The sequence below is a fragment of the Nocardia sp. NPDC004582 genome (assembly GCF_053602115.1).
The window spans coordinates 13,981-28,028 of sequence record NZ_JBSGCY010000090.1; the positions used below are offsets into that span (position 1 = coordinate 13,981).

Genomic DNA, 14,048 nt, shown 5'->3' on the forward strand with positions numbered 1-14,048 from the left:
ACACTGATCGGCATGGCCTGGACCCCTGTGGTGAAACGCTCCGTCGCCGGTGATGTGTTCGAACAGATCACCGCGGAGGTGCTCAGCGGTGAACTGGCGGCCGGCGCCACGCTGCCCAGCGAACGGCAACTCGCCGAAGCACTGGGCGTGTCGCGACCGGCGGTGCGGGAAGCGCTGCAACGACTCTCGGCGGCCGGACTGGTCTCGGTGCGCCAGGGTGAGGCGACCACGGTCCTGGACTACCGGCGCAGCGCCGGACTCGAGGTGCTGCCCCGGCTGCTGTTGCGGGGCGCGACCATCGATGTGGCCGTGGCCCGCAGCGTGCTCGAGGCCCGCCTGCACAACGGACCCAAGATCGCCGAGTTGGCGGCCGCGCGGGTGGGCGCGCACCCCGAGCGCCGTGAGGTCACCGAGGCGTTGCGCGCCCTCGACGAGACGACGAAGCGGCTGGGCGCGTCCACCGATGACCTGGGTCAGCAGCTCGTCGCGCTGGAATTCTGGGATCACCTGCTGGATCTGGCGGATTCGATCGCCTTCCGGCTCATGTATTCGATGCTGCGCGCGGCCTACGAGCCCGCGTTGGCGGCGCTGGCTCCGGTGATGTCGGCCGAGGTGGGCAATATCGACGCCTACCGCGATCTGGCCGCCGCCATCGGCGCGGGCGAGCCCGAGCGGGCCGCGGACCGGGCGCGCGCCCTGCTCACCCCGGCGACCACCACCCTGCTGCGCGCGCTCGACCAGGCGTGACCCGACCACGAGGTACCACCATGACCGATCCCGAGACCACGTCCGCACGCGCGCTGCGCCGCGACCTCACCCTGGCGGCGGCGGCCCGCGAGTTCGCCCGGCACCCCTCGCCGTGGATGATCGGCGCCACCCTGGTGGGCGCCCTCACGACGCGAATTGCGCTGGGCGACTGGACCATTGCCGACGCGATCATCCCGCTGGCGATCGTGGCGTTGTTTCCGGTGTACGAGTGGGTGATCCACGTGACGATCCTGCATTGGCGCCCGCGCGCGCTGGGCCGGTTCACCCTCGACAGCGAACTGGCCCGCGAACACCGCAAGCATCATGCCGATCCCCGCGCGATCGGGCTCATCTTCATCCCCACCCGTTCGCTGGCGGCGGTCATCATCGCTGTGCTCGCGGTGGCGGTGCTGGTGTTCCCCCGGGTCGAGGCGGGTGTGACGTTCGTGCTCACGATCACCGTGGTCGGACTGATCTACGAGTGGACCCACTACCTGATCCACACCGACTACAAGCCCAAACACGCTGCCTACCGGTCGGTCTGGCGTCATCATCGCCACCACCATTACAAGAACGAGCACTACTGGTTCACCGTCACCACCGCCAACACCGCCGACCGCCTGTTCGGCACCGCCCCCGACCCGGCCACCGTCGCGACCTCACCCACCGCCCGCCATCTGCACGGACTCTGACCCGCCCCGGGCGGCGAATCCGCAGCATCCGGCGTGTCGCCACGGGCGTTGGCCGGGCCGGGACGGCACCCGGGTTGTGAACCGCGGTTCGCGACCGGAATCTCGTGGGGTGCGAAGTCGCGCCGAGTCTTCCCGTGACAGGTGAACGGCCGATACCGTGAGGGCCGGATGGTGTGGACCCTCAGCGAGGAGGTGGGCCGTGAGTGCGGTGCCGGGTTTCGATCGTGTGCGTGCGGTGCTGGAGCAGGGACTGGGTAAGGGCGCGTCGCTGCGCCGACAGGTGCGCGCCGGGGGCCGGTTACTGGACACGGTGCGCCGGGACCCGCGGATCGTGCGGGAGCTGATCGCCGGCGTGACCGGCCAGGGGGTGCCCGTCGAGGCCACACCGGTGCGGCACACGCTGCCCGGCGGCCTGGCGGATTATCCGCGCACCGCGCACGCCCATCGCGATCTCGACACCGGTGCGGCGGCGACGCTGGCGTATCTGGCGCAGTTGCAGCGGCTTCCGGAGTGGGTGAGTTTCCATGCGGGCTGGCGTGGGGAGGCGCCGGGGCCGGCGGCGGTCGGCGTGGAATACACCCAGGTCGCCAAGTTCATGGGGATTCCGGCCGATGTGACCTGGCTGGTGACCGAGGCGAACGATACCCGGCTGGGGTTGCGCGGGCACGGCCCGCAGGGTTTGGGCCTGGGTTTGTGGATCACGGTGTCGCCCAACGGTTCCGGATCGAGTGTGTACATCGACGCCGGATTGTCGGGGCAGCCGATCGAGGGCCCGCTGGGCGCGACGGTGGCGCGCGCGCTCGGTGACGCGCTCGACGAATCTCTCGGCAGGCTGCCCGCGGCGCTGACGGCGTCCACACCGGCGCCGGGACGCGCGGAACGAAAAGCGGTGCGCCACCGGGCTTCCGGGATGGTGCTGGCGCCGACGACGCCGGTGCTGGTGGGGGTGGGGCAGATCGTGCAGCGCACCCCGGATCCTTCCTGCGCTGATCCGTCCCGGTTGGCGGTGCGCGCGTTGCGGGCCGCGGCCGCCGATACCGGGGTCGGGGACGGGCTGCTGGCTCGGGCGGACGCGGTGTTCGCGGTCGCCCCGACGTCGTGGCAGTACCGGGATCTGGGCGCGTTGGTGGCGGCCGCGGTGGGCGCGGATGTCGAGGCGGTGGCGACGGTGCAGTCGAGCCCGTTCGGGGGCGACGGCGGGCAACTGGTGCTCAATGAGGCCGCGGCGGCGATCGCGGCGGGCGATCACGACCTGGTGCTGGTCACCGGCGCGGAGGCCGGGGCCACGCAGGCGGCGGCGCAGCGCGCCGGGGTGGATGTGGAGTGGCCGGTGCAGGACGCGGCGGTGACGCCGACCCGCGTGGTGGGTATCGACAAGGCGGCCAACAATGCCGCGGAGTCCGCGGCGGGACTGCAGGCCCCGATCAACATGTACGCGTTGCTGGAGTCGGCCAATCGGCATCGGCTGGGCCGCACCCCGGCCGAGCACGAGGCGGCGGTGGCCGAGTTGTGGTCGCGGTTGTCGGCGGTGGCGGCGGGTAACCCGAATGCCTGGCAGCCCCACGAGTTCACGCCCGCGCAGATCGCCGCGGTCACCGACGCGAACCGCATGATCTCGGCGCCCTACACCAAGCTCGAGTGCGCCAACCTCACCGTGGACATGGCCTCGGGCATCATCGTCGCCTCGGCCGCGGCCGCCGAAGCCGCGGGCATCCCGCAGGACAAGTGGGTGTTCCTGCACGCGGGCGCCTCGGGCACCGATGAGTGGTTCGTCAGCGAACGGGCCGAGTTGGCCGCCTCCCCGGCCATCGCCGCCTTGGGTGCGGCGGTGTTCGAGCACGCCGGCATCACCGCCGCGGACCTGTCCCATGTCGACCTGTACGCGTGTTTCCCGGTGGCCGTGCAGATCGCCGCGCGCGAACTGGGCCTGCCGGTGGACGATCCGAAGCTGCCGCTGTCGGTGACCGGTGGCCTGACCTTCGGTGGCGGCCCGGGCAACAACTACGGCGGTCACGCGGTGGCGACCCTGGTCGAGCGGTTACGCGCCGAACCCGAATCCTTCGGTCTGTCCACCTCACTGGGCTGGTACCTGACCAAGCACGCCCTGGGCGTCTACTCCGCCACTCCGCCCGCCCGGCCCTACCGCCATCTCACCCCGGTCATCGAGCATCCCGCGGCGCGTCCGGCCCGCACCGGCTACGACGGCCCCGCGGTCGTGGAGGCCTACACCCTGCCGTATGGCCGCGACGGCCGGCCCGAGGCCGCCATCGTCAGCGTGGTGACCCCGCAGGGTGAGCGGGTCCTGGTGCGCTCGGACAACGCCGCGCTGCTGGCCGCGCTCACCGCCGAGGACTGGCTGGGCCTGCCGGTCACCGTTGTCGGCGACACCATCATTGTGACCCCCGCCGAGGCCTCACCCGTTGAACCATCACCGGCCGCACCCGACTCCGCTGTCGCCGACGCTGACTCAGCGGTCGCCGGGGCCGGTGCGAACGAATCCGGTTCTGCGGGTTCGGCATCGGCGGATTCCGATGGCACCGGCGCGGCCTCGGCCGCGGTGGCGGCGGGCCCGGTGTCGAGTGTGGCGGGGGTGGCGCGGGTGCCGCTGCCGCCCGCACCTGCGGCGCCGGTGCTGATCGAGCGCCGCGGCCACATCATGATCATCACGATCAATCGTCCGCAGGCCCGCAATGCGATCAATCTGGCGACGGCGCTGGGTTTGGAGCGGGCGATCGACGCCTACGAGGCCGATCCTCAGGCCCGGATCGCGATCCTGACCGGGGCGGGCGGCTATTTCAGCGCCGGAATGGATCTCAAGGCGGCCGCGCGCGGTGAGGTGCCGGTGACCGAGAAGCGCGGCATCCTGGGCATCGTGTCCCAGCCGCCGCGCAAACCGCTCATCGCCGCGGTCGAGGGCCCGGCGCTGGCGGGCGGCTGCGAGCTGGCGTTGGCCGCGGATCTCATTGTCGCCGCGAGCGATTCGACCTTCGGCATCCCCGAGGTCAAACGCGGCCTGGTCGCCGTCGGCGGCGGAGTCCTACGCCTGTCCCAGCGGCTACCCCGCGCGATCGCGATGGAGCTGTCGCTGACCGGTGACCCGATCACCGCCGCGCGTGCCGCGCAGATCGGGTTGATCAATCAGGTCGCCGAACCGGGCAAGGCTCTCGATGCCGCGCTGGAGTTGGCGGCGCGGGTGGCGGTGAACGCGCCGTTGAGTATCGATGCGAGCAAGCAGATCATCGAGCAGGCCCCGGATTGGTCGGTCGCCGAGGCGTTCGGCAAGCAGGGTCAGGTCGCCGCGGCGGCACTGTCGTCGATGGACGCGGGCGAGGGGATGCGCGCGTTCGTGGAGAAGCGTCCCCCGGTGTGGCAGGGACGTTGACTCCGAGGATGCCGCGGGAGCCCGGATCCGCCGCCCGCACCCAGGGGCATCTCGCTCATCGGTGGCGAGGTGATCGACCACCCCACCCCGCGCCGGTGTCATGTGTAGAGGTATTCGACGATCGACGCGAGTTCGGCGGGGTCGATGACAGCCAGTTCGGCGAGGGTTCGTGACCAGTTCGAGGTGAAGCTGAGGGCTTCGGCGAGCTTGCGGCGGGCCCGCTGGTGATTGCCCGCGCGGTGGTGGGCGCGTGCCAGCTCCACCAGCATGTCGTCCTTGCCGTAGGTGCCGTTGGTGATGGCGGCGGTGAGCTGTTCGGCGCGTTCGAGTTCGCCGGAAGCGATGCGCCCGCGGGCTACGGCGCGCTGGTCGTGGGAGTGAACGGTGTACCAGCTGTATTTGTCGGTGAGTTCGGCCCATGCCCGCTCGGCGTCGTCGAGCAGGCGCGAGGCTCGATGTGGTTCGTCGAGATCGCGGCCGTAGGTGGTCGCGAGTTCGGCCAGCGCGCGGGGCCGGAACAGTGTTCCCAGGGTGTCGACGAGGGCTTCGGCGCGGGCGGTATCGCCGGTGGCCGCGTAGTGTGCGGCCACGGCGACGACCAGGTCGACCCGGCTCTCGCCGATCGACATGGGTTCGGGGGTGGCCAGCAGGGTCTGCGCGTAGTCGAGATCCCCGGTCCGGGCCAGCGCTTGGGCGACATGCTCGCGAAGCCGGCGCCGGTGGTCGGCTTCGTCGCCGCCGAAGCTGAGGTCCGCACGGTCGACCAGTTCTCGTGCCAGCAGCCCCGAACCGGCGTTCACCGCCGCGGTTGCGACCTTCCGGATGGCCTGGTCACGGATCTCGGCCGGAGCGGTGAGCGCGAATTCGCCGGCTTGCGGTAATTCACCCACCGCGCACAGCAGCTCCAGCGCCCCCACATACAGCCACCCGGACTGTTCTGCGGCGACGTCGAGCAGTGCGGGTGCCTGTGCGGTGATGTCGCGGGTCCGTTGGTCGAGTCCGGCTTCCAGGCAGACACGCGCGACGGTCCGGTAGACCGGAATACGTTGATCGGCGGCACGGTCGCGGACCGCCTGTTCGGCTCCGTCGCACCAGTGCAGGGCGCGTCGGGTATCGCCGGCGTCGAGGAAGGCGTCGGCGAGGATGCAGCGCGCCCGCAGCGCGGCGGGCGTGTCGTAGTCCCGCAGTCGGATGACGGTGTCGGCGGCGTCGGGGTGGCCGGCGCTGATCAGTGCCGCGGCGAAGGTCGCCAGGACGGTGGTTTCGGGGTCGACGGCGTCGGTTTTCTCGTCGTGGGTGGCCCGTTCGCTGCGCTGTGCCAGCCGCACAGCGCGGCGCCGGTCGCCGGCCCGGGTGCAGGTTGCGGCGAGGTCGGCAAGCACGGCGCCGCGGTGGTCGGCGGGCGCAGCGAGGGCCAGGGTCTCGGCACGATCGGATTCGCCTGCGGCCACGAGGAACTCGGCGATCGCGGACCGGGCCGTCCCGCGCTGTCCGTGCGGGAATCGGCCGGCCAACTCCGATGCCCGATCGACCGACCAGCGTTGGGCGGTGACGGCGATGATCCGGGCGAACAGGGTGTCGGCGTCGTAGGTGGGGGATGTGGAGGCCAATGCGACGGCTCGGTCGAGTTCGCCGTCACCGACGAGCCGATCGATCAGCGGGAGCACGATCTCCGCGTCGGGGTAGAGCCATCGGCTCACCAGCGCGATGGCCTTGTCGAGCTCACCGTCGGCGATCAACGCCTCGATCAGAGCGCGACACAGCTCACCCTCGCCGATACGTCCACCGCCGCTGTCGATTTCACGGTGATAGGCGGCGGCGACACGTCCGGCGGCCAAGTCGGCCAAACTCAGCGCCCGGCAGGTCGCGTCGCTGAGCGGACTCGCTGGCGACCGCCCGGCGAGCAGGTCGTGCAGCTCGTTTTCCAGCTGGGCGGCGAGTTCGGGATGACCGGGTCCGACACGGGCGGCCACCGCGGCCACCGCCGCGATGACCCGGTCCCCGTCGACGTCGACGAATCGTCCACGGCTGATCCGCCGCGCGAAATCCAGCGCCCGCTGCGGCTGCCCAGCCGCGATGAACGCAGTGGCCAGCGCGAGCGTCGCGGCCACGGCGGCGGAGTCGAACGCGTCGATGCGATGCCCGACGAAACGTTCTGCCGCGGGGGCACCTTGGCGGGTGAACAGCGCCGGGATCAGCATGTCGTAAACGCGTTCGCGGGTCGCGGTGTCGGTGATCGCGAGCGTCGTCGATTGCGCGCCGTCCAGGTCGTCCTCGTCGATGAGCACTTCGGCGATCACGGTCTGCACCGCGGCCCGGTCACTGCCGTGCAGCGCGGGGGTGGCGTCGACCAGCTCCTGGGCCCGGGTGAGATCGTGGCGCCGGGCATACCCCTGCGCGAGATGTATCCGGGCCGTGGTCGATTCCGTGGCGTACTCGGCGAATATGGTGGCGGCGCGGTCGCACTCGCCGAGTGCGACGAGTGCGGCGATCAATGGTTCGGCGACGTTGGCGCGATATTGAATCTGTGTACTGCGCACCAGTGCTTCGGCGTGGTCGATCTCGCCCAGGCGTGCCCACACCGCGGGCAGCGACCATGGGATATGGCCGCGCCGGTCCGACAGTCGTCCTCTGACCGCGGCGAGGGCCGCGCCCGCATGCAGGTCGACTCGGTCGGCGGCGAGCAGAAGTTCAGCCGCCCAGTCGATTTCGCGGTAGGCCAGTGCGTCGACGCCGGCCCGCTCCCACAGCCGTTCATGCCGGTCGGTATCGAGGGCCAGCTGTCGTAGTCGCTCACCGTCGCCGTGGTCGCGGAGGAGTTGCGGATAGTTGTAGAGCAGATAGTGCGGGCTGTCGGCGGGCCAGCGGCGGCGCCGATATTCGGTGGCCCAGTCGTGGATCCGGTCGCGGTAGCGGGTCAGCAGGCGGGGGCCGAGCGCGGTTTGGGCAGCGTCGTTGAGGGTTTCGTGGGCGAGCAGATTGACCGGATCGGCGCCGCTAGTGAGATGCGTGGTGTGGAAGGTGCGCCCGGTGGGGCCGTGCACGATGGTGTCGAGTTCATAGGGCGCCAGGCCGGTGAGGTCTTGCAGATCGAGGTCGGACAGGCCGCCGGTGGCGGTGACGAGTCCGACGACGTCGCGTTGAGCTGGCGTTCCCGCCAGCAGCTGCTTGAGTTCCCATTGGGCGGATTGGGCCAGGTTGCGGGCTGCGGGTGAGGGTTGCAGCGGCAGGCGCGCGCACTCGCGCAGCGGATGATCGGGTGAGGTGTCCAGCGGGATGGGTGGATTCGGGCGTCCAGCGACGAGGACCCGTAGCGCGGGGTGACGGTTGCGGGGCAACAGGGAGGCGATGCTGGGTTCACCGCGATCCTCGTCGAGTCCGTCGACGACGAGGACGAGGCGTTGGCCCGCGGCTGCGGCGGCGTCGCAGGCTTGTTCGATGAGGTGGCGGCGAAAGCCTTCGCGTTCACCAGCACCGGTCGGGACGGCGGCGTGTCGGGCGGGGACGACGGTGAGCAGCTGGTCGATGAGGGCGTCGGTGAAGGCGGTGTGGTCGGCTTGGCCGACGAGGCGGGCGGTGATGAAGAAGCCGACGGTGAGGACGTTCTCGGGTGGGTGGAGAACGAACCAGGACAGCAGGGCGGTTTTGCCTGCCCAGGGACCGGCCTGAAGATACAGGTAGGGCTCGGCGCCGGTACAGAATTCGGCGAGGCGAGCCAGTTCGGGTTCGCGGTCGAGCAGGCGGTCGGGTGCGAGGTCACGGATTTGGGCCCGGTAGGTCGATGCCGGTGCCGCGATCGGTCCTCGCCGGTTGCGGACCAAGGCGATGGCGGCGGCGGTGTCGCGGTTACTGAGGCGGGGGCTGGGAGCACCCAGGCGTTGCAGGGCGGTGTCCAGGCGCGGGAACAAGGTGGCCAGAGTGCGGTATTCGCCGTCGTCGGCGTCGTCGGTGTGCAGCAGGTCGAGTAGCGCTCCGGTGAAGGCGGTGCAGCCGCGCGGGCCGTTGGCCAGCGCGAAACGGGACTTGGCGCTGGTCCCGGTGGAGGTGAGCACGCAGGATCCGCTGATTTCGGGCAGGTACGCCAGGTCGGCGAGCAGGGTGTTGGGATCAGTGGCGGCCAGGACCCCGGAGCCGAAAGCTTTACCGCTGTTGCAGCAGTCGAGGATGACGAGTTTGACCCGGGCGTGGGAGGTGCGCAGCCGGCGGTGGATGGTGTCGTAGGCCAGGGTGGTGAATTCGAGGTTGCCGGTGTGGGATTCGGCGTGGGTGAGCGCGAGTTGGTCGTCGACGATGACGCCGTGGCCCGAGTAGTAGACCAGAAGCAGGTCCTGGGCGGTGTCGATGGCAGCTTTGAGTGGTTCACCGATATCGACGGGGCGGGTGGGGTCGGCGATGACCGAGATGTGGCGCAGGCCGGTGAGTTCGCGCAGCGCGGTGGCCAGTTCGCGCAGGTTGGTGGCGACCTGCGGCAGTGGTTCGAAGCCGGAGCCTGACTGGTAGGTCGAGACGCCGATCAGGATCGCGCGGGAGCGTTCACTGTCGGGGAGTGTCATCGACTGCTTCCTGGGCTCCGATATCTGGCTGGTTGCCGAAATTGTATGTCGCGGATCGGAGTTGGGGTCGGGTGTCGGAAGCGCCGGTGCGGCATCGGCGGGCCGTTGTCGAGGGATGAGCGGCCCGCCGCACCCGATAAGTCGTGCTTCTGCTGGGGAATCAGGCGTTGTGGAGGGCGGCGACGGCGTCGGCGAACATGGTGGCTTTGATCGCGCCGAGGGTGTCGGGGTCTTTGGCGCCGAGCGGGGTGAGCATCCCCTGCGCGGTGTCGGTGAGGGTGTCGAGGTCGGTGGTGGCGTCGACGAGGTCGTGGGCCAGGGCGTCGGGTCCGCCGAAGCGGCGTCCGGTGGTCATGGCCGCGATGGCCGATTTGGGGGTGAGTTTGGCTTGGATGAGCGCGGACATGCCGCGGCTGAACGGGATGCGGATGTCGGGTTCGGGGAAGCAGAAGTAGCCGCGGTCGTCGCGCATCACCCGGTAGTCGTGGGCCAGGGCGAGCATGGCGCCGGCGCCGAAGGCGTGGCCGGGCAGGGCGGCGGCGGTGGGCATCGGGAAGGTGAGCAGGCGCGCCAGCAGTGACTGGACTTGCGCGACATACCATTCGGTGCGCTCGCCGTTGTTGGACAACCAGTCCAGGTCCAGGCCGTTGGAGTAGAACTTGCCCGCGGCGGTGGTGATCAAGCCGTGGGCGCCGTCGGCGGCGACGGTGTCGAGGTGTTCGCCGATCGAGGTCAGGAATTGCGGTGAGAAGCGGTTCTCGTCGCCGCCGAGGTCCAGTACGGCGATCTTGTCACGGTAGCTCAGGGTGGGCATGGGGGTTCCTTCGCGAGGGTGGGTCAGGCGGGGGCGGGCCCGATGTCGAGGACCGCGCGCACGGCGGCCCGCAACTGTTGGCGGGCAACGGGATTGGCGAGCCGGTCGCGGTCGAGCAGGATCGCTGTCGGCAGGTCGACCAGGCAGATGGTGAGGGTGTCCACGGCGTGGGCGTCGCGGCGCCGCCAGAGCCGGTGGGCGAGGGTTTTCATCAGCTCGACCAGGGTTTTCTGGGTGGCTGCGAGTTCGGTGCGGACGGTGTCGGGCAGGTCGTCGCCGAGCAGGTCGTCGCGGCGGACGGTGAAGAACAGTTGCGTCGACATCGGGTGGCGGGCGGCGAATTCGGCGGGGGCTTCGGCGGCGGCGATGACCGCGTCGATGCCGTCGCCGGCGGCGGCGACCAGCTCGGCTTGCAGGGCCAGGAAGCGGTGGGCGGCGCGAATCCAGGTGCGGCCCAGCAGTTCCGCGCGGGAACCGAAGGTGTGGTAGAGGGCGCCGTTGGAGACGCCGGTGGCGGTGGCCACGGCGCGGATGGTGACCGCGGCGGGTCCGGAGCGCACGGCGAGGGCTTCGGTGGCGTCGAGCACCCGGTCGGGGTCGTGGGTGCGGGGGCGGGGCATGCACCGACCATAACAGAGCGCTTGCTCTGTTATAAAGGGGTGGATTCGGACCCCAGCGCTACCGCTGGGGTCCGGGTGTCACGGGCCAGGGTCAGGCGGGCCCGGGTTCGTGGACGCCTTCGGCCAGTTCGGGTGCGTACATGCGGTCGATGTCGGCGGCGTACTTGTGCGCGATCGGTTTGCGCCGCAACTTCATGGTGAGGGTGATCTCGTCACCACCGGGCTCCCAGAACGTGGGCAGGATGGTGAATCGTTTGATCTGTTCCACGCGCGAGAGTTTCGCGTTCCCCGCGGCGATGCCGCGCGCGATCTCGGCGATCACCGACTTGTCGGTGGCCAGGGTCGCGGCCGAGGCGTCGGGCAGCTCGTGCTGGGCGGCGTAGGGGGGCGCGGATTCGGCGTCGAGGACGATGAGCGCGGTGTTGTAGGGGCGGTTGTCGCCGACGGTGGCCAGCGCCCCGATCAGCGGGGCGGCGGCTTTGATGGTGTTCTCGATATTGGCCGGGGACATGTTCTTTCCCGCGGAATTGATGATCAGTTCCTTCTTGCGGTCCACCACCCGCAGGTACCCGTCGCCGTCGCGGGTGATGATGTCACCGGTCGCCAGCCACCCGTCGGGATCGAGGGTGTCGGCGGTCTTGTGCGGTTCCTTGCGGTATTCGCGCATGACCAGCGGCCCGCGCACCAGGAACTCACCGTCCTCGGCGATCTTGGATTCCAGTCCCGGCAGCAGCCGGCCCACGGTGCCCAGCCGCGCCTGCCCGGGCGGGGACACGCTGACGATGCAGGTCAGCTCCGACATGCCCCACACTTCCGAGATCGGGATGCCGAGCCCGAAGAAGAACCCGAGGGTTTCCGCGGGGATCGGCGCGGCCCCCGACAACGCCCATTTGAGTTGATCCAGGCCCAGTGTGGCGCGCAACGCCCCCAGCACCGCGGCATCGGCGCGCGCCCACTCCTGCGCCAGCCCGTCGTCGACGGGCTGTCCGGCCAGGTGCGCGGCGGCCTTGCGCGCGGCCACTTCCAGCGCCCACACCAGCGCCGCCTTGCGGGTGGGGTCGGTTTCGGCGGCGACCGAATACTCCACGGCCGCTTTGAGTTTCTCCCACACCCGCGGCACTGCACCCCAGATGGTGGGGTGCACATCGGCCAATGCCGCCCCGAGCTGGGTGCGGTCGGGGACGACGGTGATCTGCGTGCCGAAGTACTCGTGCAAATACAGGCCGGTGACGCGGTCGGCCATGTGCGCGGTCGGCAGGAACGAGGTGATGCGGTCACCGAACTCCACCGGCATGACCGAGGCGTAGGCGCGGCATTCGAACGCCAGACCGGCGTGGGAGATCTCCACGCCTTTGGGGTTGCCGGTGGTGCCGGAGGTGTAGCAGAGGGTGACGATGTCCTCGCCGGTGACCGCACGCCAGGTGGCGTCGAAGTCGAAGTCGCTGCGCCCGAGCTGTGTGAGCTGCGCGACGCTCAAGGTGCCGGGTACGGGGGTGTCCACGCACACGATGGTCTGCATCGGCACCCCGCACGCGCGGATGCGGTCCACATACTGCGCCTCGCACACCACGACCCGGTTGCCGGCATTGCTGAACACGTAGTGCAGTTGCTCGGCGGAGAGGGTGTTGTACACCGAGAACGAGGTGGCGCCGGTGTGCTGGGCGCCGACCTCGAGGGGATAGAACTCGACGCGGTTGGCCATCATGAACGCCACCGTGTCCCCGCGCCCCACCCCGAGTGCGGCCAGGCCCGCGGCGATCTCACGGACCTGGGCGGCGTAGTCGCGCCAGGTGAGGGTCACGGTGCCGCCGATCGAGCGGACCGCGATCGCGTCGGGGTCGATCGCGGCGGTCGCCTGGAACACCGCGGGGGTCGTATTCGGTTCGCTCATCACCATTCTCGATCCACTCCCACCATCGAAGCCTTCTCAGACGGTATGACGGTGGGTGGGTGTGGCGGGCCCGAATGACGACACCCGAGGCGTCAGGATTGTCCGGTTGCCCGGATGGCGGTGATGATGTCCGTCAACTGCGCCACCATGCTCGCCAATCCGGTGGTGTCGCCGCCGATCTGCACTGTCCGCAACTCGGTCGGGGTGGGCAGGTTGTCCACGATCGCGGGCAGCGCCTCGATCAACTGCGCTTGCATGGTGGCGGCATTGCGGTGGTTGGCGTTGTCGATACCGACCCGTTCGCGATCCAGCTCCAGCAACGCGGCCTCGTGCGCGATGCGAGTTTCGGCTTGCGCCAACGCCAGAGCGGCGTCCTGACGCTGCGCGGCCCGCTCGGCCTCGCGGCGAGCGTTGTCGAGTTTGTCGGCGTGCTGTTCGCGTTCCAGGCGCAACGCGTGCAGCGCGGACTGCTGGGCCAGCTCGGCGACCTCCCGGTTCACCTCGTGCTCGCGTTCGGTGCGGCGCAACCGTTCGGCGGATTCGCGGTCGAAGGACGCGGCGTCGTTGCGGGCACGGAGTTCGGCCAGTTCGCGCTCGTTCTCGATGCGCCGCTGCTCGGCGGCGCGCCCCGCGGCGGCCTCACGCACCGACACCGCCTCCTGGGCGTCGAGCTCGGCCAGGCGCGCGACCCGGTTCTGTTCGCTGCGGTACGGCTTCTGCAGGTTCTCCCACAACGTGTTCGAGGAGACGACGGCTTCCTTGATCTGCACGGTCACGATCGACAGGCCCAGCCCGCGCGCCCCGTCACCCGCGCCCTCCGCGACGGTGCGCAGCCGGGCGGTGAGCTCCTCGATGATGGGCTGCTTGTCCGAGAGCACATCACGCACCGCCATCGTGGACACCTTGTCCTTGATCGCGGCCTCGGCCTGCTCCCGCAACTGCACATTGACCAGCCGCATCGGATCCTCCGGATCGGAGAAGTCGAGTTTGCGGTAGGCGGTGGCGAAATCGTCGATGATCCACTGCACATACCCCTGCACCAGCACACCCTGCAGTTCCTTGCAGATGCAGTAGGCGTTGATCAGGATGGTCTGGATCGCGCCGGGCACCACCAGGTAGGCGTCCGTGGTGGGATCGAACCGGAACGACACGCCCAGTCCGATGTGCAGGGGTTCGGCCGCGCCGCGCCGGGTGTGCACGACGAACGCGTTGGGCGGCACCAGGACCGTGCGCCAGCGCCACCAGCCGCTGACCCGCACCTCCACCGGACCCTGTGGGGTGCGCTCGGGCGCCGCACCGACGCGCCCGGCCCGCTTCGCCAGTGCGCCACGCGGACCCGGTGCGCCCGG

At 70.1% G+C, this 14,048-nt stretch carries 8 protein-coding genes and 1 pseudogene; 4 read left to right on the forward strand and 5 right to left on the reverse strand.

Going from position 1 to position 14,048, the window contains the following annotated elements:
* Window positions 1–12: 12 nt before the first annotated feature.
* The 4 genes and pseudogenes from ACWELJ_RS22940 to ACWELJ_RS22955 all read left to right on the forward strand — a co-directional run bounded on the left by ACWELJ_RS22940 (window position 13) and on the right by ACWELJ_RS22955 (window position 4,821).
* Window positions 13–747 (forward strand): FadR/GntR family transcriptional regulator, encoded by a 735-nt coding sequence (locus ACWELJ_RS22940; protein ID WP_452368182.1) that lies wholly within the window; start codon window positions 13–15, stop codon window positions 745–747.
* A 20-nt stretch (window positions 748–767) separates the two neighbouring features.
* Entirely contained in the window at window positions 768–1,439 is a 672-nt protein-coding gene (locus ACWELJ_RS22945; protein ID WP_452368183.1) for a sterol desaturase family protein, read from the forward strand.
* A 388-nt stretch (window positions 1,440–1,827) separates the two neighbouring features.
* Window positions 1,828–3,813: pseudogene (locus tag ACWELJ_RS22950) on the forward strand (type II toxin-antitoxin system Rv0910 family toxin); the annotation flags it as partial.
* A gap of 255 nt (window positions 3,814–4,068) precedes the next feature.
* The gene (locus ACWELJ_RS22955; protein WP_452368190.1) at window positions 4,069–4,821 is read left to right on the forward strand and encodes a crotonase/enoyl-CoA hydratase family protein; all 753 of its coding nucleotides are present in this window, start codon (window positions 4,069–4,071) and stop codon (window positions 4,819–4,821) included.
* A 98-nt stretch (window positions 4,822–4,919) separates the two neighbouring features.
* Here ACWELJ_RS22955 and ACWELJ_RS22960 read toward each other — a convergent pair whose 3' ends face one another.
* The 5 genes from ACWELJ_RS22960 to ACWELJ_RS22980 all read right to left on the reverse strand — a co-directional run.
* Window positions 4,920–9,374, reverse strand: coding sequence for a caspase, EACC1-associated type (locus ACWELJ_RS22960; protein ID WP_452368184.1), 4,455 nt, complete (start codon window positions 9,372–9,374; stop codon window positions 4,920–4,922).
* 160 nt (window positions 9,375–9,534) lie between these two features.
* Window positions 9,535–10,188, reverse strand: a complete 654-nt coding sequence (locus tag ACWELJ_RS22965; protein ID WP_452368185.1) for an enoyl-CoA hydratase-related protein — start codon at window positions 10,186–10,188, stop codon at window positions 9,535–9,537.
* A 23-nt stretch (window positions 10,189–10,211) separates the two neighbouring features.
* Complete coding sequence (locus ACWELJ_RS22970) at window positions 10,212–10,808, reverse strand: TetR/AcrR family transcriptional regulator (RefSeq protein WP_452368186.1); 597 nt, start codon at window positions 10,806–10,808, stop codon at window positions 10,212–10,214.
* A 91-nt stretch (window positions 10,809–10,899) separates the two neighbouring features.
* Window positions 10,900–12,705 carry a fatty acid--CoA ligase FadD11 gene (fadD11, locus tag ACWELJ_RS22975; protein WP_452368187.1) on the reverse strand — a complete coding sequence of 602 codons (1,806 nt, stop codon included), beginning with the start codon at window positions 12,703–12,705 and terminating at the stop codon, window positions 10,900–10,902.
* An 86-nt stretch (window positions 12,706–12,791) separates the two neighbouring features.
* Window positions 12,792–14,048, reverse strand: a 1,257-nt coding sequence (locus ACWELJ_RS22980) for an SPFH domain-containing protein (protein WP_452368188.1), incomplete at its 5' end; no start/stop codon positions are given.

Coding starts and splice junctions, on each gene's coding strand:
- ACWELJ_RS22940 (WP_452368182.1), top strand. CDS start 13: ATGGCCTGGACCCCTGTGGTGAAACGCTCCGTCGCCGGTGATGTGTTC.
- ACWELJ_RS22945 (WP_452368183.1), top strand. CDS start 768: ATGACCGATCCCGAGACCACGTCCGCACGCGCGCTGCGCCGCGACCTC.
- ACWELJ_RS22960 (WP_452368184.1), bottom strand. CDS start 9,374: ATGACACTCCCCGACAGTGAACGCTCCCGCGCGATCCTGATCGGCGTC.
- ACWELJ_RS22965 (WP_452368185.1), bottom strand. CDS start 10,188: ATGCCCACCCTGAGCTACCGTGACAAGATCGCCGTACTGGACCTCGGC.
- ACWELJ_RS22970 (WP_452368186.1), bottom strand. CDS start 10,808: ATGCCCCGCCCCCGCACCCACGACCCCGACCGGGTGCTCGACGCCACC.
- fadD11 (WP_452368187.1), bottom strand. CDS start 12,705: ATGGTGATGAGCGAACCGAATACGACCCCCGCGGTGTTCCAGGCGACC.